This window comes from Halothiobacillus diazotrophicus (genome assembly GCF_001663815.1).
GTDB lineage: Bacteria > Pseudomonadota > Gammaproteobacteria > Halothiobacillales > Halothiobacillaceae > Halothiobacillus > Halothiobacillus diazotrophicus.
In genome coordinates, this window is sequence record NZ_CP016027.1 from 910,555 (window position 1) to 933,256 (window position 22,702).

The 22,702-nt window shown below is 59.2% G+C and carries 21 protein-coding genes; 8 read left to right on the top strand and 13 right to left on the bottom strand.

All coding sequences use genetic code 11. The features are described from left to right. Positions 1-6 precede the first annotated feature (6 nt). From cas6 to A9404_RS04095, 5 genes are all read right to left on the bottom strand, one after another. Complete coding sequence (gene cas6, locus A9404_RS04075) at positions 7-702, bottom strand: CRISPR system precrRNA processing endoribonuclease RAMP protein Cas6 (protein WP_066098913.1); 696 nt, start codon at positions 700-702, stop codon at positions 7-9. Between the two features lie 302 nt (positions 703-1,004). Beyond that, positions 1,005-1,184: a hypothetical protein gene (locus A9404_RS04080; protein WP_066098916.1), complete on the bottom strand. Its 180-nt coding sequence runs from the start codon at positions 1,182-1,184 to the stop codon at positions 1,005-1,007. Between the two features lie 74 nt (positions 1,185-1,258). Further along, positions 1,259-2,272, bottom strand: a complete 1,014-nt coding sequence (gene cas1 / locus A9404_RS04085) for a CRISPR-associated endonuclease Cas1 (protein WP_066098919.1) — start codon at positions 2,270-2,272, stop codon at positions 1,259-1,261. Then, a complete protein-coding gene (locus tag A9404_RS04090) occupies positions 2,256-2,645 on the bottom strand; it encodes a CRISPR-associated endonuclease Cas2 (RefSeq protein ID WP_066098922.1) in 390 nt (129 codons plus the stop codon). Before A9404_RS04090 ends, cas1 begins: the two co-directional genes overlap by 17 nt. 20 nt (positions 2,646-2,665) lie before the next feature. Next, the gene (locus A9404_RS04095; RefSeq protein ID WP_066098924.1) at positions 2,666-2,950 is read right to left on the bottom strand and encodes a CRISPR-associated endonuclease Cas2; all 285 of its coding nucleotides are present in this window, start codon (positions 2,948-2,950) and stop codon (positions 2,666-2,668) included. A gap of 614 nt (positions 2,951-3,564) precedes the next feature. On the opposite strand from A9404_RS04095, the gene A9404_RS13680 reads away from it, so the two are divergent. Both A9404_RS13680 and A9404_RS04100 read left to right on the top strand, forming a co-directional pair. Next, the gene (locus A9404_RS13680) at positions 3,565-3,690 is read left to right on the top strand and encodes a hypothetical protein (protein WP_257736846.1); all 126 of its coding nucleotides are present in this window, start codon (positions 3,565-3,567) and stop codon (positions 3,688-3,690) included. A gap of 434 nt (positions 3,691-4,124) precedes the next feature. After that, positions 4,125-4,415, top strand: coding sequence for a helix-turn-helix domain-containing protein (locus tag A9404_RS04100; RefSeq protein ID WP_197490427.1), 291 nt, complete (start codon positions 4,125-4,127; stop codon positions 4,413-4,415). A 503-nt stretch (positions 4,416-4,918) separates the two neighbouring features. Here the strand turns inward: A9404_RS04100 and A9404_RS04105 are convergent. Further along, complete coding sequence (locus A9404_RS04105; protein WP_082922727.1) at positions 4,919-6,394, bottom strand: type I restriction enzyme endonuclease domain-containing protein; 1,476 nt, start codon at positions 6,392-6,394, stop codon at positions 4,919-4,921. Positions 6,395-6,431: 37 nt separating this feature from the next. Here A9404_RS04105 and A9404_RS04115 point away from each other — a divergent pair. From A9404_RS04115 to hemB, 3 genes are all read left to right on the top strand, one after another. Continuing rightward, positions 6,432-7,579 (top strand): IS3 family transposase gene (locus A9404_RS04115; protein WP_156521227.1). Its coding sequence is split into 2 segments (ribosomal slippage): positions 6,432-6,681 and positions 6,681-7,579, totalling 1,149 coding nucleotides; the frame shifts between segments, so codons are not numbered across the junction. Between the two features lie 156 nt (positions 7,580-7,735). Continuing rightward, positions 7,736-8,380 carry a hypothetical protein gene (locus A9404_RS04120; RefSeq protein WP_066098935.1) on the top strand — a complete coding sequence of 215 codons (645 nt, stop codon included), beginning with the start codon at positions 7,736-7,738 and terminating at the stop codon, positions 8,378-8,380. A gap of 207 nt (positions 8,381-8,587) precedes the next feature. Then, complete coding sequence (hemB, locus tag A9404_RS04125; protein WP_066098939.1) at positions 8,588-9,601, top strand: porphobilinogen synthase; 1,014 nt, start codon at positions 8,588-8,590, stop codon at positions 9,599-9,601. A 115-nt stretch (positions 9,602-9,716) separates the two neighbouring features. On the opposite strand, the gene A9404_RS04130 is transcribed toward hemB, so the two are convergent. The 3 genes from A9404_RS04130 to A9404_RS04140 form a co-directional block, all read right to left on the bottom strand. Then, on the bottom strand, positions 9,717-11,360 hold the full coding sequence (locus A9404_RS04130) for a methyl-accepting chemotaxis protein (RefSeq protein WP_066098942.1): 1,644 nt from the start codon (positions 11,358-11,360) through the stop codon (positions 9,717-9,719). A gap of 367 nt (positions 11,361-11,727) precedes the next feature. Continuing rightward, on the bottom strand, positions 11,728-13,371 hold the full coding sequence (locus tag A9404_RS04135; protein WP_066098945.1) for a methyl-accepting chemotaxis protein: 1,644 nt from the start codon (positions 13,369-13,371) through the stop codon (positions 11,728-11,730). Between the two features lie 275 nt (positions 13,372-13,646). Next, positions 13,647-14,114 (bottom strand): c-type cytochrome, encoded by a 468-nt coding sequence (locus tag A9404_RS04140; protein ID WP_082922728.1) that lies wholly within the window; start codon positions 14,112-14,114, stop codon positions 13,647-13,649. Between the two features lie 217 nt (positions 14,115-14,331). Here A9404_RS04140 and A9404_RS04145 point away from each other — a divergent pair, with 217 nt between their 5' ends. Continuing rightward, positions 14,332-14,961, top strand: coding sequence for a cation transporter (locus A9404_RS04145; RefSeq protein ID WP_066098948.1), 630 nt, complete (start codon positions 14,332-14,334; stop codon positions 14,959-14,961). Here A9404_RS04145 and ubiA read toward each other — a convergent pair. Next, positions 14,947-15,837 carry a 4-hydroxybenzoate octaprenyltransferase gene (gene ubiA, locus A9404_RS04150; RefSeq protein ID WP_231880946.1) on the bottom strand — a complete coding sequence of 297 codons (891 nt, stop codon included), beginning with the start codon at positions 15,835-15,837 and terminating at the stop codon, positions 14,947-14,949. The two genes, A9404_RS04145 and ubiA, sit on opposite strands and share 15 nt — an antisense overlap. Positions 15,838-15,912: 75 nt before the next feature. Here ubiA and A9404_RS04155 point away from each other — a divergent pair, with 75 nt between their 5' ends. Both A9404_RS04155 and A9404_RS04160 read left to right on the top strand, forming a co-directional pair. Beyond that, entirely contained in the window at positions 15,913-16,464 is a 552-nt protein-coding gene (locus A9404_RS04155; RefSeq protein ID WP_066098952.1) for a gamma carbonic anhydrase family protein, read from the top strand. Between the two features lie 66 nt (positions 16,465-16,530). Further along, positions 16,531-17,220 (top strand): metal-dependent transcriptional regulator, encoded by a 690-nt coding sequence (locus tag A9404_RS04160; RefSeq protein ID WP_082922729.1) that lies wholly within the window; start codon positions 16,531-16,533, stop codon positions 17,218-17,220. Positions 17,221-17,242: 22 nt separating this feature from the next. Here A9404_RS04160 and A9404_RS04165 read toward each other — a convergent pair whose 3' ends face one another. From A9404_RS04165 to uvrD, 3 genes are all read right to left on the bottom strand, one after another. Then, on the bottom strand, positions 17,243-19,132 hold the full coding sequence (locus tag A9404_RS04165; RefSeq protein WP_066098955.1) for a potassium transporter Kup: 1,890 nt from the start codon (positions 19,130-19,132) through the stop codon (positions 17,243-17,245). A gap of 59 nt (positions 19,133-19,191) precedes the next feature. Further along, positions 19,192-20,331, bottom strand: coding sequence for a TRAP transporter substrate-binding protein (locus A9404_RS04170; protein ID WP_066098958.1), 1,140 nt, complete (start codon positions 20,329-20,331; stop codon positions 19,192-19,194). Between the two features lie 67 nt (positions 20,332-20,398). After that, positions 20,399-22,600, bottom strand: coding sequence for a DNA helicase II (gene uvrD / locus A9404_RS04175; protein ID WP_066102769.1), 2,202 nt, complete (start codon positions 22,598-22,600; stop codon positions 20,399-20,401). Positions 22,601-22,702 lie beyond the last annotated feature (102 nt).

Here is a 22,702-nt window from a genome sequence, read left to right on the forward strand (position 1 = left end):
TAGGGATTATGCAGGAAACCACCCAGGAACGGCGCCCCAGCAAGCTTGCGAGCCCGATCGGTCGATCAGGGTAAACTGGCCGAGACCCTGCGTGACGGATTTGCCCACCTGCGTCCACTGCCCGATATAGAGCCAGGGCCACAACTCCCGCAGGCCGGGGCCGGACAGGTTGAACGAACCGACCAGCCCATCGAGCGGAATGCGTTGCGCCTGCCGGGCCGAATACCGTGCCCCTGTCTGCCAGCGCAGTTGCTCGGCGGATGAGGTCACCTCGTCGATGGCAGGCAGGGGCACGGGTGGCAAGGCGGCAGTGCCGTAACTCCAGTGCAGCAGCGTGATGCGCCGCAGGAGTGCACGCAGGAATTCGGCGGCGGAAAAATCCTCCACAGACATCACTCGCCCCTTGACCTGCAACCGCAGAGGGCTGAGCAACCGCACCTCCACGGCGTGCCCCCCAAACGGCGGCAAATCCGGCAGGGCATCGGCGGATAACCCATCCGGCAGACATGAAGCTGCCGCCGGGAAAATTCGGGCATGCGCCGAACGCAAACGATAGGCATGGCGAACCTTGCCGATACCGTTTCCGGCCGCCTGTTCCAGCACCGAAAGCATCAAGGGGGAATCGGCCACGGCCGGGGCGCCGAACACGCTGAACTCAAGCACGCCTGCCTCGACGGATGGCGCGTAAAACGCGAAGGGCATCGGGGGCGAGTCCGAAACGCCCAGCGGGGCGGGCTCAACTGGCGCCGCTGGTTCGAACCAGCGCGGATAGGCACAGCGCGGCTGTAACAGGCATGACGCACAGCTTGGCTGACCGGTCACGCATACCCTGTCCCGCAGTGTTTTCCCGAACACCGAACGCCACAGTGCTGCAGGAATGGGCGGCGTCTCATTGCCCTCGAACTCAAGACGCCAGCGCACGAAGGGCAAGGACCCGGGCAATTCCCCGATAGTGAGCGACGATTGCCGGCCCGGCCCGGTCACACCCAATTCTCTATGCCCCATCATGTACCCACGTCAATGCCCGTCTCTGGCAAGAATATGAAAACCGGAGAACGAATAAACAGGTCGATGCTGACCATCATGACCGCACGACCGCCGGATTTGGCGCGCGGCCGATCCTGCAGCACGCCCCGCGTCTCGATCAGAATCCCCAGCACAAACTGCCATCCTCGCTTATCCATCGATCAATTCCATACACCCCGGACAATCCGACTCAACGGGCAGCATGTCCTTCCTCGATTCCGACCACGGCAAATCACCCGGCGTCGGGCAGTGCCCGGCGAAAATGAGCGACCAACAGCCGACATGCCGCAGCCAGTGATACGCCCGCAGCGGGATTATCGACGTCCTGAAGCCCCACATCGGCGTCTACTACGGGTTGCCCTTGCCCGAGCACAACATGGATCATGCCATAGGCCGAACCGGAAGCGACCTGCCAACGCCGGTAAAATTGACTTCGTGCCGCCTTGCTCAAACGGCACCCATCCTGATCGGACACGCTGAAGTCGCCCGGCGAGAAATCGGATAACAAGCCCAATACGAACACATCCACCAAGGCCCGCAATGGTTCAACAAGGTCCAGCGACAGAGCGGCCCGATTCGGCGCGGGCGCATGAAGAAACCCCAGGGCGGGATCCAGACCTTGGGCAATCACCTCATTGGCCATCGTTGCGGTCGCCAGGGTATAACCCAGGGACAGCAGCGCATTAACGGGATCCCTCGGTGGGCGGCGGTTGCGTCCGCTGAATCCCCAAATGGGGTCGATCGCCTTTCCTAGGGCGGAATACCAGGCGGCGGCTGCCGCACCCTCGATCCCGCGCATGGAATCAACCTCCCGAGCTTCCGCAAGCTGAATCAACGCCTGAGACTGTGCGGCATGCGCTCTTCCCGAGTGCTCGGCTGGCAGCATCGTGGCCGCTGCCGCACACACCGACAGCTTCATGTGCAATAACGCACGGACCATTTGCCTCTGCGCGTGCGCATCAAAGTACGCCGCATACTGCCGCAATCGCCAACCCACAAAATTCGTCAGGCCAGCACCGGCGAATGCGGGTGCCTGATGGCCTCTGCCAGCCAGCAGTACCGCCCCAATCCCTCGTTCCGCCAGAGCACGATACACATCGGACGCCACCGGTACAGTGCCTTGCACAACGACCTGGGAAAGCAGATTGAGGGGAACGCGCCGGAATCCGCCCTCGGCCAGCGTCACGCGAACGCTCTCCCCCTCTAGTGAAAGAGCGACGGCCTTGCGGTCAACGACAAGCAACATCGCTGATCGATCCTGCCAAGGTGAACCCGGTCCATTGGGGCAATCCACCAAGCAGATCGCCCCCCCGATCATCCAGTAGCATGGAGGCCAACTCATCCTGCCCGCTGCCCGCGGCTACCGGCAATTCACGGGACGATCGTATCTCAATCGGATCGGGAACCGGATAGCACCGTAGATCGTCCTCCCAGGCCAAACGTGAGCGGAGGCTAGCCAACAAGACGGAAAGTGATAGGTCATCCCCCCAAAAGAGATATACCGAACGCTGCACGGCCAGCGCCTGACGGGACACGACCCGATGGACCCGGTTCAGCCGCCGCGCATTCGAAATGTCGTAACACAAAAGATACCAGCGACGCGTGGTGGAATCGGACATATCAACTTCCCGGGAGAAACTCATGCGATCTCGATGACCTCGTCCGACAACAGGGTCGCCTGAGCCGATCCGACACAGTCCGGACGGGCTTTCGGACGAATCCAGGTCATCAGCACATGATCCGTTCGCGGATCGATCAGTGCACACAGCTCAGAAAAAAGCTGTTGTGCCTCCCGGTGCGTGAGCCGGCATTCATGCACGGATTTCTGCCCATCGACTCGCCACCCCAGCAGCAACCGCAATGCCCGTCGTCGGATGGCGGCATCCCGAATGTCGTAACAAATCAGAGCGGGTCTACGCTTCATTCGGACAACTCCTCATTCCTGCCACAAAGCAGCATCCTCCCACCTCGGAAGACAACACGCCCGGATGGCAAGCTTGCGGGAAATCGCGCTTGCAGAACCGGATGCGGTTGGTTAGATTTAGGGTTCGGAACTCGGACGGAGTACGATAAAGGTTCTTTGAAAATCGATGTTTGCGCTGGTTTTGCCACCGCACGATCGCTACCGGTTCGGTACTCGGGTGGCCTATCGAAAAGGCTAATTTTTTTGCCTCATTTTGGTGCGGAAAAATTCCTCGCCAATCCATTGATTCAAAAATAGTTTGAAATATGACAGCAGTCCGAACCGACCCTCCCTGCTTAAAGGGATTAAGACTAACTGTTCCATCATCGTTTCGATCCGACGTTCGTCCGAACCGACCCTCCCTGCTTAAAGGGATTAAGACGCGTGGTTGTGCTTCATTTGGGATTCGGTGGGGGTCCGAACCGACCCTCCCTGGTTAAAGGGATCAAGATATGTGCAGGATACGTAGCGAGTCATTGAGCCTTACCTTGCCTGCCGGACCATGGATCGGTGGATAGTTTGGAAAATTGGGCTGCCGGCCCCGCGCGATACCTGCCCTCGAAGCGATGGAGGCGATGATGTACCCCATTGAGCATGCACCCCTGATCGCCCTCGGCGGGTTGCTGGTTCTGGCCGTAATCGCCCATATCCTGCTCAGGGCGCTGAACCATCTGGCACGCCACCTGCGCAAGCCAGATTAAGTGGCCGCCAGGGGCCAGAACATGGGCGCGGCGCCATCACGAGTCCGGAGTAACCGATGATCGGGCATGCCATTGGCCGGATTGACCCCGCCGAACGAAACAGCCTCGAGGAGGTCATCATCAAAACTGTTTCTTGATGATCTCGCGCTCGTTTGAGAGCGTTTCTGTTTCTAGAACTTCTGGTTGTGTTGATGTACGGTCAATTCTTGGCCTCTCATCTTTCTCGCGACCTCGGTCATTAAAAAACTTCTTACGCCTGCTCTTTTTCCCGGGAATGCTCCTAAACATGTAGGGTCTCTATCCTCCTCGACATCATTGGTTGCGAAAGGGACCATTACCTGCGAATATTGAACTTAATGGTTTTAAATGGAATCACTAAACTAATGAGCATACGGCTTCCCCCTCCCCCTCCAGATCAGATGCCGACGCATTTCATGACCGATGAAGAAATTCTAAAAGCCATGGGCGAGCGGATCACTCGGCACAGGCTAGCGCAAAATATCACCCAAGAGGACTTAGCAGTCCACGCCGGGGTATCTCGGTCAAGCGTCCGGGCCATCGAGCGGGGTGATGCTGTGAACATGGCCATTATCGTAAAGGTTCTTCGCAGCCTTCGACTTCTGCACCACTTCTTTGCATCAATTCCTGAAATAGAGGTGGACATGCATTGGTTCATCAAGAACCAACCACCTGAACGCAAGCGTGCTAGAAAGGAAAAATCATAAATACGGTCATTTGCGTACAGCTATGGGCGCAAGAGGTCGGTACAATCGTTCGAACAGACAAATACACACCCCCAAAACGGATTCATGCAGTACTTGGGATTTCCTTGTATTTGACCCCATGGAGGTTGCTCATGTCTAGGCGTTATCGGAAGAACTGCTCAACCCCACCTTGGTGGGGTTTCTTGTTTAAAAGAAGCTAGAGACCAAACATGATTGAAGCAATATTGGGTGGATAAAGTTAAGGTGTTCTAGTCCGCTACCAACAAAAGGGATTAATCATGGCCGTTGTTGAAAATCGCGAGCGTTCCTTTCAATGCCCAGAAATAAAAAGGGAAGTTTTATGCTCTGAATATTTGGTCGAAATAGCAGAAAATCAAACAGGTCATGGGACAAAAACCCTGCGACTCTGGAGGGCAGATGATTGCTCAGGAAAATATTACTGTAACAAGTTCAATTCGGACAGTTGCCCACTTTCAAAACCCCGATCTTCATAAGATACGGCATTACCCAACCCACGCCTCACTCAACGCCTCCGCCTGCTTGAGCACCAGTGTCACCGCTTCTTCCTGCTTGTCTGGTGGGTACTTGTACTTACGCAGAATCCGCTTGACCATGAGCCTGAGACTGGCGCGAACGCTCTCGCGCACCGACCAGTCGATCGAAACATTTTTCCGCAGACTCTCGGTCAATTCGTGCGCGATCTTCTTCAGGGTTTCGTCATTAAGCTCCCGAACGGCTGATTCGTTATCCGCCAAGGCGTCGTAAAAGCGAATTTCATCCTCGGTCAGGCCAAGCACTTCACCCCGATTCGCCGCCTCCTTGAACTTGTGTGCCATCGCGATCAGCTCTTCGATCACCTGCGCGGTCTCGATAGCACGATTCTGGTAGCGCGCAATCACATTGGTGAGCATCTCGGAGAACTTGCGGTCTTGAACCACATTGCCGGCAAAACGGGATTTGATCTCGCCCTCCAGCAGCCGCTCCAGCAATTCGACCGCGAGGTTCTTTTCCGGGAGGTTTCGAACTTCTGCGAGGAATGCCTCGTCGAGAATCCCGATATTGGGTTTATCAAGCCCTACGGCCGCGAAGACGTCGACCACCTCCCCGGACACCACGGCTGAATCGATAATTTGGCGTATCGCCATATCGCGTTCCGCATCGCTGCGCTTCTTGTCGGTGATATCCCGCTTGGTCAGGATGACCCGCACGGCCTGCATGAAAGCCACCTCTTCACGCAGTGCCTGGGCCTCGTCGAGCGTCCCGCACAAGGAGAATGCCTTGGTCATGGCCAGAGACGTGTCGGCAAAACGCTTCTTGCCATCCTTGAGGCCGAGGACATGGTTGGCAGCTCCGGCCAGGCGCTTGTGGCTTGCGGTCAGGAAATCGCTGTAGTCGTAGCCGTGCAGCAGACTTCGGAGTACATCGAGCTTCTCTTCAAGCAGCGCATAGGCCTCATGAACATCGACTGTCGGCCGCCCCCGCCCGTGACTGGCGGTGTACTCCTTGAGCGCACTCTTCAGCTCGTTGCCGATCCCGATGTAATCGACCACGAGGCCGCCCTGCTTGTCCTTGAAGACTCGATTGACCCGGGCTATGGCCTGCATCAGGTTGTGGCCCTTCATCGGCTTGTCGACATACAGGGTGTGCACACAGGGAGCATCGAAACCGGTCAGCCACATATCCCGCACAATGACCATCCGCAAGGGGTCGTTTTCATCCTTGAATCGCTTTTCAAGCCGCTTTTTGTTCTGGTGGCTGTAGATGTGAGGACGGAGCAATGCCTTGTCGCTGGCCGAACCGGTCATGACGATCTTGATCGCCCCCTGTTCTGGGTCGTCACTGTGCCAGTCGGGGCGAAGCTTGATGATCTCGTTGTAGAGGTGAACACAGATTTCGCGGCTCATGGCCACCACCATGGCCTTTCCGCTTTGCGCCTGATTGCGTTCATCGAAGTGAATCGCCACCAGATTGCTAGCCACCTTTCAGCCATCCAGAATGGTTATCAGAGAGGTACTCATGAGCAGCAAGCGTTATCCCGAAGAATTCAAACGTGAAGCGGTCCGGCAGGTAACGGATCGTGGTCACAGCGTGGCCCAGGTTGCCGATCGATTGGGCGTCACGACCCACAGCCTGTATGCCTGGATCAAGAAGTACGGCCCACGGTCCGATGAGTATCAGGTCAAGGCCGATGACCAAGCTGAAATCCGCCGCCTGCAAAAGGAACTCAAGCGAGTCACGGAGGAGCGCGACATCCTAAAAAAGGCAGCGGCGTACTTCGCCAAGGAATCCGGGTGAGGTACGCCTTTATTGCGGAACATCGTAAGCAGTGGGCTGTGCGACGGCTATGCGCCTTACTGGATGTGCATCCGAGCGGGTTCTACGCCTGGATGCGCGCACCACGGTCTGCACGAAGTCGCGAGGATGACCGCTTATCGGGGCTGATCAAACAGTTCTGGCTAGAGTCGGGGGCCGTCTATGGCTATCGCAAGATTCACAGCGATCTACGTGAGGTTGGCGAGACATGCGGTCCCAACCGCGTGCATCGCCTCATGCGCGGAGCAGGTATACGGGCACAGGTGGGTTATCGAAAACCACGACACAGGGCCGGCACTGTCCACCAGGTCACCCCAAATCGTCTGCAGCGTCAGTTCAACCCGGAGGCACCGAACGAGGGCTGGGTGACTGACATCACGCATATCCGTACCCACGAGGGCTGGTTGTATCTGGCGGTGGTACTGGATTTGTTCTCGCGCCGGGTCATCGGTTGGTCCATGCAATCACGGATTACCCGAGATTTGGTGCTGGATGCGTTGTTGATGGCCGTATGGCGGCGCAAACCCACCGGCAAGGTGGTGGTGCATTCGGATCAAGGCAGCCAATACACCAGTCACGACTGGAGTGCGTTTCTGAGAGCCCACGGGCTGGAGGGCAGCATGAGCCGGCGCGGCAATTGCCACGACAATGCGGTCGCGGAAAGCTTCTTTCAGCTACTGAAACGTGAGCGGGTAAAACGGAAAATCTACAACACACGAGACGAAGCCCGGGCTGACATCTTCGATTACATCGAGATGTTCTATAACACCCGACGTCGTCATGGTTCTAACGAATTGATGTCGCCTGTAGACTACGAGCGGCGTCACCACGAACGGTTGGAATGTGTCTAGGGAATTGGTGGCGATTCAGTATGAAGCGATGGATGAGAATTGTTAACCGCATCCACTCGGGGAATGACGCCACGCAATGTGGATTCGTCACACCAGTATCGATGCGGCGACCGGTGCAATCCGCCATACTGGACCGATCATCCTCAGGAGCATTGCATGGAAAAACAGACCGAAGAGATCCTCGAACGCATCCGCGTCCTCCAGGAAGAACTCGAAACCGAATACCGAAAATCCATGGACGCCTTCGAGCAACGCCGCGCGGAACTGGCCGACGAGTTCCTCCTGCAGCAACGCCGATACAAGACCGGACTGCTGCGCTTTCTGAGCCGGGCGAATCCCCTGGTGGTTCTGACCGCCCCCATCATCTACCTGGGCTGGATTCCCTTCCTGCTGATGGATCTGTTCGTCACCCTCTATCAAGCCATCTGCTTCCCGGTGTACCGCATTCCCAAGGTACGCCGAGCCGATTACGTCGTATTTGGCCGGGAGCATCTGCCCTATCTGAACTTCATCGAGAAATTCAACTGCCTGTACTGCTCCTACGGCAACGGCGTAGCCGCCTATACGCGCGAGGTCGCCAGCCGCACGGAACAATACTGGTGCCCGATCAAGTACGACCGCCGGGTTCGTCTACCGCGCGATCGCTACCCGAATTACTTCGATTACGGCGATGCGGAGGCCTACCGGCAGGGACTGGCACGTTTACGTCGCCAGTACGGCAGTGACGACGACCTGCATCCCGATCACGCCCCCAGCCCCCGTACGCAGGCTGCGGACACGGACTCAGAGGACAAATCCTGAAAGGGATACCGCTGGTGTTTCGATGAACGGACCGACCGATACCGGGGAACTATCCCTGCCCGATCGCCCACCAAGCAGGCATGGCGCCATCTCGCCGCCCAAGTCATCCAAACCGCGTTAGAATTCGGACCCGTTCGCCAGGCACAGACAACCAGGCACAGACAACCAGGCATACCTGGCACGAGTCGACCAGACAAGAGGTACTTCATGATCGTTCACCGTCCCTTTCCGGCGCACCGCCCCCGCCGCATGCGCCACGATGCGTTCAGCCGTCGCCTGATGCAGGAGCACACCCTGTCCGTCAATGACCTGATCCTGCCGGTCTTCGTCCTTGAGGGGCAAGGCCAGAAGGAGGCGGTCGCTTCCCTGCCCGGCGTCTATCGGCAAAGCATCGATCATCTGTTGGAAACCGCCGACCGCGCCCGCAGCCTCGGCATTCCCGCGCTGGCCCTGTTTCCCGTCACCCCGGCCGAGGCAAAATCGCCGGCCGCGGAAGCCGCGTATGATCCGGACGGACTCGTTCAGCGCACGGTGCGCGAACTCAAGCACACCTTTCCGGACCTGGGGATCATGACGGACGTGGCGCTGGATCCGTACACCAGTCACGGACAGGATGGCCTGACCGATTCGAACGGTTATGTGCTGAACGACGAAACGGTCGAAGTGCTGGTCAAGCAAGCGCTGTCCCACGCCGAGGCCGGTGCCGACATCGTGGCGCCCTCCGACATGATGGATGGCCGCATCGGCGCCATTCGCGCGGCATTGGAGTCCAAGCGGCACATCCACACCCGCATCATGGCCTACAGCGCCAAGTACGCATCCAGCTTCTACGGACCGTTCCGCGACGCGGTCGGTTCCGCCGGCAACCTGGGCAAGGCCGACAAGACGACCTACCAGATGGACCCGGCCAATTCCGACGAGGCACTGCATGAAGTCGCCATGGATCTGCAGGAAGGCGCGGACATGGTGATGGTCAAGCCCGGCATGCCCTATCTCGACATCATTCACCGGGTCAAGACGGAGCTCAAGGTACCGACCTTCGCCTACCATGTGTCGGGCGAATACGCGATGCTGCGCGCGGCCGCGGACAACGGCTGGCTCGACTGGCGCAAGTGCCTGCTGGAAACCATGATGGGCTTCCGCCGTGCCGGCGCCGATGGGGTGCTGACCTACGCCGCGATGGACATTGCCGAGTATCTGGCCGTCGGCGACATCGGTTAACCGACTTCGATTCCGCAACCCAAAGCGAAAAAGAGCCCCGATTATTGTCGGGGCTCTTTCGTTTGCCGGGGAAACCCAGCGCCGACCCCGAATGGGGTCCGGACACTCGCGAATATCAGAGGCGGAACTGCCCGATCTTGCTCTGCAGACTTTCGGCCAGTCGCGCCAGCTCCTCGGAGGCGATCCGGGTCTGGCTCGCGCCTTGGGCGGACTGTTCGCTGATGGAGGAGATTTTCTGCACGTTGCGGTTCATCTCCTCGGTCACGGCGCTCTGTTCCTCGGCAGCGCTCGCGATCTGGAAGTTCAGATCGTTGATGGTCTGGACCGAGTCGGTGATCATCTGCAAGGACTGCTCGGTCTCGTGCATCGCCTCGATGCTGACGCCCACCTGGGTCTTGCCCTGCTCCATCGCCGTCACGGCGGCCACCGAACCGGTCTGAAGCCGTTCGATCATCTGGCGGATTTCCTCCGTCGAACCCTGGGTCCGCGATGCGAGCGAGCGCACCTCTTCCGCCACCACGGCGAAGCCGCGGCCATGCTCCCCGGCTCGCGCCGCCTCGATCGCCGCGTTCAATGCCAGCAGATTGGTCTGTTCGGCGATCGCCCGGATCACGTCCAGCACCTTGCCGATCTCGCGGGACTCGCCTTCCAGCTTGGTGATGGCCGCGGCGACGTCATCCACGTTGCGCGCGAGCTGATTGATCGTGGCCACGGAGCGGGTCACCACGGTCTGGCCGGTACCCGCCGCGTTGTTGGCCGCCGTGGCCGCACCGGAGGCATCCGCCGCGTTGCGGGCGATATCCTGCACGGTGGCGCTCATCTCGTTCATCGCCGTGGCGACCATCTCGATTTCCTGCTGTTGCTGACGAACGCCGGTATCGGTCTGCAGGGATACCGCCGAGGTTTCTTCCGCCGCCGCCGCCAGTTGGGTCGAGGCACCGCCGATGGATTTGAGCGTCTGCCGCAGGGCCTCCCGGGCGTTGTTCATGTGCACCAGGATATCGGCAATCTCGTCCTTGGTATTGATTGTGATCGGCCGATCCAGCTCACCCTTGGTAAAGGCGATCGCCATCTGATCGGCAGCACGGAGCCCCTTGCCGATCTCCCGGATGACCCAGCCGCCAATACCCGCCATCATGATAATCGCGAGAATCATGACGCCGATATAGATGATCTTGTCCCGTTCGACTTCATCATGGGTTCGCTTTGTTTCGTTGCGCAGATTGTTGGCCAAGCGATTCTGATAAGAAGTGGCTGTCTGGGAAAACTCGGGCATCTTCGCCACGACATTCTCTGCCAATGTATCGTTGGCATGATCGTAATCGCCGTTCTTCAGTTGCTCGATCAACGGTACGATCCCCGTTTCGATCAACGCCTTTTCGGCGTTCAACAAAGCCATGCGCTCGTCATTCGACTCTTTGGTTCGATGCTGGATCTCAGCAAGTTCCTTGTTGATCGCCTCCAGCTTCGCCAGATCGGCGTTCATGACCTCAACGTGGTAACTCACCGGATGGGTCAGGTGCGTATGAGCTGCCGCAGACTTGGGATCGTGCTGGAGTGCCAGCATAGACTGGATGATGATCCGGTTGACCAAACGTACCGAGTTCCCCGTCAGCAAGGCGGGCGTGACGCGCATCACATCATTCTTCTCGGCCCGGACCTGTGCCGCATGCTCGTTGTACATGCCGAAGGCACCGATCCCAAGCATCATCACAATCGCCACGACGGCCAGAAGCATCAACTTCAGTTTAATTGTCATCTTAACTCCCTAAGAAACAGCACTTTTATTATCCAACACGCCGAAAACCAGACGCTCTATCAGGGTTATCGACCACCGAGCAGGAAACTTGACCGCCGGTTCACAGGGCGTCGCCCCGTCAGACCGATGGTAACGCCTAGCACGAAAGATACCGCACATAATTTACCTACTATACCCAGGGGTAAGACGAGCAGCCACATCCGTGCTGTTTGGATCGTGGCGACAAGGTCTCCAGAAATCCCCCCCGATACATCACGATCTAAAGAAGGTGACATTTCTCGACGGACAAAAAAATCCCGATATAAATCGGGATTTTTTTGATCCAACCGGAACCCACGCATGCACTGCCAGGGTATATACGGCACGCTTACAATCGGAACTTTCCGATTTTGGCCTGAAGGCTTTCGGCCAGTCGTGCCAGTTCTTCGGAGGCAATCCGGGTCTGACTTGCACCTTCGGCGGACTGATGACTGATATTGGAAATCTTCTGCACATTGCGGTTGATTTCCTCCGTCACGGCGCTCTGTTCCTCGGCAGCGCTCGCGATCTGGAAGTTCAGATCGTTGATGGTCTGGACCGAAGTCGTGATCATCTGCAGGGACTGCTCGGTCTCGTGCATCGCCTCGATACTCACGCCCACCTGGGTCTTGCCCTGCTCCATCGCCGTCACCGCCGCCACCGAACCGGCCTGCAGCCGCTCGATCATCTGGCGGATTTCTTCCGTCGACCCCTGGGTCCGCGAAGCGAGCGAACGCACTTCTTCCGCCACCACGGCAAAGCCGCGACCATGCTCCCCGGCTCGCGCCGCCTCGATCGCCGCGTTCAATGCCAGCAGATTGGTCTGTTCGGCAATCGCCCGGATCACGTCCAGCACCTTGCCGATTTCGCGGGACTCGCCTTCCAGCTTGGTAATGGCGGTGGCCACGTCATCCACATTGCGCGCCAATTGGTTGATCGTGGCCACGGAGCGGGTCACCACGGTCTGGCCGGTACCCGCCGCGTTGTTGGCCGCCGTGGCCGCACCGGAGGCATCCGCCGCGTTGCGGGCGATATCCTGCACGGTGGCGCTCATCTCGTTCATCGCCGTGGCGACCATCTCGACTTCCTGCTGCTGCTGACGAACGCCGGTATCGGTCTGCAGGGACACCGCCGAGGTTTCCTCCGCCGCGGCCGCCAGCTGGGTCGAGGCACTGCCGATGGCCTTGAGCGTCTGCCGCAGGGCCTCCCGGGCGTTGTTCATGTGCGCCAGAATGTCCGCAATCTCGTCCTTGGTGTCCGTCATGACGGCACGGTCCAACTCCCCCTTGCTGAACGCGATCGCCACTTGGTCCGCGGCACGCAGGCCCAGCGCGATCTCGCGAATCACCCAGTACCCGAAGCCGACGAACAGAGCGACGGAAAAGATCATCAAACCGACGATGATGAAGATATCGGTCTTGACCGTTTCCTCCGTTGCAACGACTTCCTTGGAAAGATTCGTGGACAAGCGATCCTGATAGGCACTCGCCATCTTGGTGAACTCATCCATTCGCGCAAGCACCTGGGAATCCAACGTCGTCTTGGCCTGTTCGAAGTCCTTGTTTTTCAATTGTTCGAGCATCGGCTTGATCCCTTCCTCGATCATCGCCGATTCGACTTTCAACAATGTCTCGCGCTGAACGTTGGCGGACTCGGTACGATGATGCACCCTGGCCAGAGCCGCGTTTTTTTCCTCCAGAAGTTCCAGGAACTTTCCTAATTTATCAATGTGATAACTCAGTGGGTGAGGCAGATTCGGATAGGTGGCAGAAATGCGGGGATCGTGCTGCAGTGCCATCAGCGACTGGACGATAATCCGCGTCATGGCCCGGGTTGACTCCGCGGTCAGCAGCGCGGGCTTGACGCGTAGGGTGTCGTTCTTCTGGGCACGTGCCAATGCGGAGGTCTCGTTGTGGATGCCATAACCGCCCACAGCGAGCAACAGCACGATGGCCACTGCCGACAACAATATCAATTTGGTTTTGATTTTCATTTCTACCCCTTTACACGCAAGATGCCAACCATTTGGTTTTTAATTATTATTTCGCCATTATCGGCGTGCGATGAATTTACTTGAGCGATGCAAGAGGGCCCTCGAGGATCAACACTCGTGAAGCCGCAGCGACAAGCGACAAGCGACCAGCCCTCACCGATCTACGCTCAGCGATATGCACTTTCCGGTTCGGCATCAAAAAAACCCCGCTGAGCGGGGCCTTCATCCAATGCCGCGTTTTCACACGCGGCGCAACCATGGGTTCGAATCAGGAATTATTCGGACTTGGAACGGAAGCTGTCGTGACACTGCTTGCAGGAACCGGCCGTTTCCTTGAATTTCGGCCCGATGGCGCTCATATCGCCAGTCTTGGCTGCGACAACCAGTGCCTCGGATGCCTTCTGGAAGTCCGCAATATCCTTCTTGAATTCTTCTGGCTTGCTCCAGATCTCTGCCTTGGCGTGGGTAGGACCTGCCAATTCATCGGAACCTTTCGGGAAACCATCGGCGGTCAACGTGCTCATGTAATGGACGGTTTCGGCCATTTTCAGGAATTCCGCCTTGTCGAAAGGCATTTCCTTCTTGACCATCGCAGCCATCTTCTTGAAGTTGTATCCGGTCACTTCCATCATGGACTCGCGGTATTTGATGGCATCGGTCATAGCATCCGCATACGCCACGCTGCCGGCTGCCACGGACAAACCAATCACCGCCGCAATTACTGATTTCGTCAAACGCATCATGTCTCTCCTTCATTCCAAAAACCGGTTGAACGGAACAGAGCGGCGGATTGCCGCACCCGCCAAAAGTATAGGGAATCGGTTGGGAATGCAAAGCATCTTGAAGCGCCTGGGTCGACAACGCCCCATTCACCCCTCGCAACCGACTGAAACCCCGCTTTTCCAAACCGATTTTCCTACCTAGAATAGGCGGCAAATCAACCGCCCGAAGGGAAAATGCATGGCTTGCGAATGTGCCCAGGTTTCCGTACAAACTCAACAGGAGCGCCAGACATTACGTGTCGCGCTGGCACTCAACGCCATGATGTTCGTCGTGGGACTCGCTGCCGGCCTTTGGGCCGAATCGACCGGCCTGCTCGCCGATGCCCTGGACATGCTGGCCGATGCTTCCGCCTACACGCTGGCGCTCCTGGCCGTTTCCCGCGGCCTCGCCTTCAAGAAAAATGCCGCCCGCTGGAGCGGTGTGCTTCTGCTGATTCTCGGCGCGGGTATCGTGTTCGACGTATTCCGGCGCGGTGTCTTCGGCAGTGAGCCGGAAGGGATGATCATGATAGTGTTTTCAGCGATTTCCCTGGTCGTCAACGTCACCGTGCTCAAACTGCTGGGGAAGTTTCGCGACGGCGAGGTCCATCTGCGCGCCACCTGGGTCTTTACCCGAATGGACGTGCTCGCGAATCTCGGGGTGTTCGCCTCCGGGGTGATCGTCATGCTCACCCATCTGCGCTACGCCGACCTTGCGATCGGCCTGATCATCGGTCTGTATGTCATGAAGGAAGCACGCGATATCCTGCGCGACGCGTCCGCCACGGAAACGCCAACCTGTTCCAGCAATGGCTCAGTGCCCTCCTGAATCGAAGGCATACCCCAGGACCAGCGCGATCATCACCAGAGCGCCGAAGACGTTGTTTCGCTTGAAGGCCTGCACGCTATCGTTCAACGTTCGTGATCGGGCCCCCGCAAGAATCCAGATGGCGGCCAACGCAGCCAGGACAAGCCCCCCGGCATAAGCGAGCCCCAGGTTCAGCCAGATGCCCAGCGCCGCGAGCAGACCCAGGGTCAACACATAAAGGAAACCCACCGCCAGAAGATCGTATCGACCGAACAGGATGGCCGTCGACTTGACGCCGATCTGCTCGTCGTAGGGCCGGTCCGCGATCGCGTACAGGGTATCGTAGGCCACGGTCCAGGCCATGTTCGCCGCAAAGAGCAGCCAGGCCTCCGGTGGTAACGAGCCCGCCTGGGCGGCAAAGGCCATGGGAATGCTCCAGCCAAACGCCAGGCCGAGCTGCACCTGCGGCAGATGATGGAATCGCTTGCCCAGCGGATAGGTGGCCGCCAACACGACAGCGACGAGCGAGAGGGCAATCGTCATCCGGTTCAACTGCAGGACCAGCACCAGCGCCACCAGCAGCAGGACGAAAAACGCCGCGATCGCTTCGCGCGGCCGGAGCGCGCCGGTCGCCAGCGGACGGTTCTGCGTCCGGGCCACATGGCCATCGACATGACGGTCCGCATAATCGTTGATCGCACAACCGGCCGAACGCATCACGATCACGCCCAGGGTGAATATTCCCATCAGAAACAGACTCGGTGCCCCCTTCCCCGCCACCCACAGTGCCCAGTAGGTCGGCCAGAGCAACAGGAAGATGCCAATGGGGCGGTTCAGACGGGTCAGGGCCAGATAGGCGGATAGTTTCTGCTGCCAGGCTGCCAAAATTGCGCTCACTCGGGTTTATTTGGTCGTGCGGGGTTCCGATCGGCTAAACTTCGCTTTTTAGCGATCAGATCGTTGAGGAAGTGGATGATACGAAATTTCGCACAGAAATCCCCGATTCTCGGAGCCGACGTCTGGATCGACGACACGGCATTGGTCATCGGAGACGTGATTCTGGCCGAAGGCGTTTCAGTCTGGCCCATGAGCGTCCTGCGCGGCGACGTGAACCAGATACAGATCGGCCAGGATACGAACCTGCAGGATGGCGTGATCGTCCACGTAAACCAGCCCAGCGCGCGTCATCCCGACGGATCGCGCTGCGTCGTCGGCGACGCAGTCACCGTGGGCCATCGGGCCACCCTGCATGCCTGCACCATCGGCAACCTCGTCCTGGTCGGCATGGGTGCCATCGTGCTGGATGATGTCGTCGTCGAGGACGAAGTCATCATCGGTGCAGGCAGCGTGGTATCACCGGGAAAGACCCTGGAAAGCGGCTTTCTCTACCTCGGCACCCCCGCCCGAAAGGTGCGTCCCCTGACCGAAGAGGAACGGGCCTATCTGCCGGAATCGGCACGGATGTACCGACAACTGGCCCGGGCTCATGTCGATTCAAAGCCGATGGACGCAACGGCCCGATGACCCGGAACGGCACGCCGATAACCTGCGGCACCCGGGCCCCGAGTCCCATACCGGCAACCTTCACAGATGGCTGAACGCATCATGACCAGCACCGCCTACGAGGATTATCTGAAGGCCATCTTCAAACTGGCGGAACAGACGCCCGATCAGCCTGCGAGCACCTCGGCCATTGCCGAACGGCTGGGCATTGCCCAGGCTTCCGTCACGGCGATGCTCAAACGCCTCGGCAACGATGGCCTGATCGACTACGAGCGCTATCAGGGGGCCCGCCTGACGCCGGCGGGCCGCGCCATCGCGGTGGACATGATCCGCCGGCACCGTGTCATCGAGACCTTTCTGGTGAACAATCTCGACGTGCCGCTGGCCGAAGTCGATGCCGAGGCGGAAATTCTGGAGCATGCGTTCTCCAGCGCGCTGATCGACCGCCTATGGCGCCATCTCGGCAAGCCCGAGTTCGACCCGCACGGCGCCCCGATTCCGGCGGTGGCCGAAGCCCCGATCGAGCGTCGCGATCTCGTCGCGCTGAGCGATCTCGCCCCCGGGGAACCGGCGACGATCGTCCGCCTGTCCGCCCAAAATGCCGGGCAACTTCAGGTGCTGACCCACCTGGGCCTGGTACCGGGTCAACCGATCAAACGCACCCCCACCTCGCCCGGCTCCACCGATGTCCTGCTCCTCCTCGGACGCCAGCAATGCGCCGTGGGCCAGGAACTGGCGGAAACCGTCTGGGTGCTCAGAGCGAAAAAGACGACCTGATTCTGCTTGACAGACCTGCGCCTTAGCGGGACAGAACGATCTGGGCCCCCAATTCCACCACCATGTTGGGTGGAATATTGAAATAACTCACCACGCTACCCGCATTTCTGAACATACCGATGAACAGTTGCTGTCGCCAGCGGGACATAGGCGCATGTCGGCCTGGAATGAGCGTTTCCCGACCCACGAAATAGGAGGTCGTCATGGGAGAAGCCGGCAGGCCGTACTGCGCTGCCGCCTGAGCCAATGCCTGAGGGATATCCGGCGTATCCTTGAACCCGTAGCTGACGACCAGTCGGTGGAAGCCGTTCGGCAATTCCTGATACGCCAATCGCGCAGTCTCCGGGAGCGAAGGCACATCCAGAAAACGGACGCAAAGCACGACGACATGCTCATGGCAGATCTTGTTGTGTTTGAGGTTATGCAGCAGGGCGTGCGGAACCCCATCCGGATTGCTGGTCAAAAAGACCCCTGTTCCGGCCACGCGCGTAATCTGCTCATGGCCCAAAGCGGCTGCGAAATCGCACACACTCAATGCATCCTGCTGCAACTTCAGCCGCAGCCAGTCTCGTCCCTGCTTCCAGGTCGTCATCAATACGAACAGGGTGACTGCCGTCGACAGCGGTAACCACCCGCCTTCTTCGACCTTGACAAGATTGGCGGCAAAAAATGCCAGGTCGACCACAATGAACATCAGTACGAGCAATATGGCCTTGACCCAACCGAGATGCCACAAACGGCTGACCACGATCAACGCCAGTGCGGACGTAATGACCATCGTCCCCGTCACCGCGATGCCATAGGCCGTTGCCAGATTCGACGAACTTTGGAAACCCAGTACCAGAACGATGACAGCCAGCAGGAGAATCCAGTTGATGACCGGAATGAATATCTGTCCCTGCTGATCGTGCGATGTCTGCAGGATATTCAGTCTGGGAATATACCCGAGCTGCATTCCCTGTCGCGTGATGGAAAAGGCCCCGGAAATCACGGCCTGGGATGCGATCACGGTCGCAGCCGTCGACAGTCCGACCAGAGCGAACAGCGCCCAGGCAGGCGCCAACTGGAAAAACGGGTTCGTCATCTCACCCGCATGAGTCAGCATCAGGGCCCCCTGACCAAAATAATTGAGGACCAATGCAGGCAGTACCAGCACGAACCAGGCCAGCTGAATGGGGAACCGGCCGAAGTGCCCCATATCCGCATACAAGGCTTCGGCCCCGGTCACGGCGAGCACGACGCCCCCAAGGGACAGAAATCCCGCCCATGGGGATTCCTCGATGAATGCAGCAGCATAAATGGGATTCAATGCAGACAATATGCCGGGCGCGCGCGCGATTCCGATCACGCCCAGTGCGGCGAGTGTCAGAAACCAGAGCACCATGATCGGGCCGAACCAACGGCCGATACCCGCCGTTCCCCGACGCTGGAAAGCGAACAGGAACCAGAGAATGACCAAGGTAGCAGGCACGACGAAAGGTTTGAGATCCTGATGGACGACCTCCAGCCCTTCCACGGCCGAAAGCACCGAAATTGCCGGTGTAATCGCACTGTCCGCATAGAACAGAGCGGCACCGAGTATACCCAAGGTCAGCACACCGCCCCCAAGACGCGAGTGCGATTGCAGGGAGCGCTGTGCCAGCGCCATCAAGGCCATGATCCCACCCTCCCCCTGATTGTCTGCGCGCATGACGAACACCACGTACTTGATCGAAACGACGATCATCAGCGACCAGAAAATCAGGGAAAGAACGCCCAGGATATGGGCAGGATCGGTAGCGATCGGGTGACCACCCTCATTGAAAACCGCGTTCAGGGTATACAGGGGACTTGTTCCGATATCCCCATAAACGACACCCGTTGCAAGAACGGCCAAGCGTCCCCGGCCGGCAATCACAGAAACGACACGCATAGAACCTCACGCGCCAAGAAGGGATAGTGAAAACCGAACAGGAATTTTAAGCCAATATATCAGCTCTTTGCCTGACCGTCCCGCGCGGCGAGGAAGCTCTGGGTGGACAGATCCGTCCACGGCCGGACATCCGCCAGGAAGGCCATGACCGAGGCATAGACTTTCTGGGCGGTGGCATCCTTCGCGGCCAGTTCTTCCATGACTGTTTTCGTCGTGGATTTCAGCGCAGAAAGAATTTCCGGTGAGAAATAACGCAGCTGAACCCCATGGTCGTTGATCAGGGTCTTCAGGGATTCGTTGTTGCGCGCCGTCAACTCGGAAAGCATGTCGGCATTGGCCATGCGGCAAGCCGCTTTCACGATATGCTGCAGATCGGTCGGCAACGCCTCGTAAGCCTTCTTGTTGATGATCGCTTCCATGGTCGAACCGGGTTCCTGCCAGCCCGGGGCATAGTAGTACTTGGCGGCACGATAGAAGCCGAACGCGAGATCGTTGTACGGACCGACCCATTCGGCGGCATCGATCGTGCCGTCGTTCAGCGCCTGGAACAGTTCGCCGCCGGGCGTGTTGACCACGGTGACGCCCAGACGACGCAGCACCTCGCCGCCGATGCCCGGCATCCGCATTTTCAAGCCCTTGAAGTCCGCCAGCGTCTCGATGGGCTTGCGGAACCAGCCGCCCATCTGCACGCCGGTATTCCCGGCCGGCTGGGGAATCACGCCAAACGGCGCATAGGTCTCTTCCCAGAGCTTCAGGCCGTCGCCGTAATACAGCCAGCTGTTCATTTCATCGGCGGTCAGACCGAAGGGGATGGAGGTAAAAAACGGCGCAGCGGGAATCTTGCCCTGCCAGTAGTAGGCACCGCCGTGCCCCATCTGGGCCGTACCGGCGCGAACGGCATCGAACACCTCCAGCGCGGGCACGATCTCGCCGGCACCATAGACCTCGATCTTGAGCCGGCCGTTGGACAGTTCTTCCGCATAACGGGCGATGTTGTTCGCGCCGGTGCCCAGACCGGGAAAATTCTTCGGCCAGGTCGTGACCATCTTCCACTGGATGGTCTCTGCCGGCTTGGCCGCCGCAGCAGAGGCGGCAGGGGTCGAATCGCCGCTCTGCTTGTTCTGATTGCAACCGGTCAGAGTCATGCCGGCGGCCAGTGCGCCGGCACTGCCGATGGTAAGAAATTCGCGACGCTTCATGTGCTGAGTCCTTGTTATTGATGAATTTATGAATAATTGAACGAAAATGGGGTGACGGCGACGACGATCAGATCGCCGTCAGATTGGCATAGCTGAGAATCAGCCATTTGCTGCCTTCGATGCCGAAATTTACCAGCACGCGCGTGCTGGCTCCACTGCCCTCGTGGTCGATGATGGTTCCCTCGCCAAACTTGGCGTGACGCACGGCCTGACCGATCGACCAGCCGCCCTCCTCCGTCGTCGTCGGTCGGGGCGGCAGACCGGACGGTGCCTGACGGGTCTGAAAGCTCTGGCTGGCACGCGGACGGATTTCATGGATGAGATCCGGCGGCAGTTCGCCGAGAAATCGCGAGGGCACGGGAAACATCTGCCGGCCATGCAGGCGCCGGGACTCGGCCGAAGTCAACGTGAGGGTCTTCTGCGCGCGGGTGATGCCCACGTAACACAGCCGACGCTCCTCTTCGAGGCGTCCCGGCTCGTCGAGGGCCATCTGGTGGGGAAACAGCCCCTCCTCCATGCCGACGAGAAAGACATGGGGGAATTCCAGCCCCTTGGCCGCATGCAGCGTCATCAACTTCACGCAATCCTCCCACTCGGCGCCCTGGGCATCGCCGGCATCCAGGCTCGTCTGGCTCAGGAAGGCATCGAGCTCGCTCATGCCCGCCGCCGTCTCGGGATCGAAATCGAAACTCCGGGCGGCGCTGACCAGTTCGTCCAGGTTCTCAAGGCGGGCCTCGCCCCGTTCGCGATCCCGATCCTTCTGCTGCAGGTCACGCAACCCGCTCGCCTCGATGACCCGCGCCACCCGGTCCGCCAGAGTCTCGTTCGCCGTCTCGACCGACAGGCCCTCGATCAATTGCATGAACTTGGTCAGCGATCCGGATGCCCGGGGGGCGAGTTGACCTTGGGCCACGGCGTACTGCGCCGCCTGCCACAGCGGTTCCTGTCGCGCCCGGGCAAGTTCGCGCAACTGCATGATCGTCTTGTCGCCCAGGCCGCGGGCGGGCGTGTTGACCACCCGCTCGAAGGCGGCATCGTCCCCCCGGTTGGCCATCAGTCGCAGATACCCCAGAGCATCGCGGATCTCGGCCCGGTCGAAGAACCGCAGACCGCCATAGATACGGTACGGCAGTCCGGCACGGATCAGGGCCTCTTCGAATACCCGCGACAAGGCGTTGGCCCGATAGAGAATGGCGCAGTCGCTGCGTGCCAGACCATCGCGGACCAACTGCTCGATCTGGCGCGCGACGAAATCGGCCTCGTCCAGCTCGTTGAAGGCCAGGTAGTACTGGATCGGCGCCCCGCGCTCCCCCTCGGTCCAGAGGTTCTTGCCCAGCCGCCCCTGATTGCGCGCGATGATCGCATTGGCCGCATCGAGGATATGGCCTGTCGAGCGATAATTCTGCTCCAGCCGCACCAGATGCGTGTTGGAAAAATCCCGCGAAAAATTCTGGATGTGCTCGATCCGTGCGCCCCGCCAACCGTAAATGGACTGGTCGTCGTCGCCCACGGCGAAAATGCCGTTCTCCGGCCCGATCAACAAACGCGCCCAGGCGTATTGCAGGCCGTTGGTATCCTGGAATTCGTCGATCAGTACCTGCTTGAAGCGGCGCTGGTAGTGCGCACGCAAGACATCGTGATCGCGCAGCAACTCGGTGGCCCTCAGCAGCAGCTCGGTGAAATCGACAAGTCCGCCGCGCTGACAGACGTCCTCGTAGGACCGATACAACTGGATGACCTGATCCCGCAATGGATCGCCACTCGCCTCCAGATGCTGGGACCGCAGCCCCTCCTCCTTCCAGCCGTTGATCAGCCCCGCCACCATTTTCGGCGGCCAACGCGTATCGTCCAGATTCGCCTCGCGCAACAATCGCTTGATCAGCCGCAGTTGATCGTCCGAATCGATGATCTGGAAGGTCTGCGGTAGCTTTGCCTCCTGGAAGTGCTGGCGCAGCAGGCGGTGAGACAGTCCGTGGAAGGTCCCGACCCACAGGCCGTTGACGCGCACGCCCGAGGCCGGATCGCCGGTCGGATTCAACAACGTGGACAGGCGGCTGCGCATCTCGCCGGCGGCCTTGTTGGTAAAAGTCACCGCCAGCAGGCTGTGCGGCGACAGCCCCTGCTCCTCGCACAACCAGGCCATGCGATGGGTGAGCACGCGCGTCTTGCCGGAACCGGCACCGGCCAAAATCAAGGTCGCCAGGGATGGACTGGTGACTGCTTCCCGTTGGGCGACGTTCAGGGGATCGAGAATTCTGTTAGCCATCATGGCCGACATTGTACGGGCGAAACGTTCGATCGGCAGGCTCGGTTCATGAAAAATTCCCCACAGGCCCTAAAAATCCCGGCATGAAAAAACCCGCCACGAAGG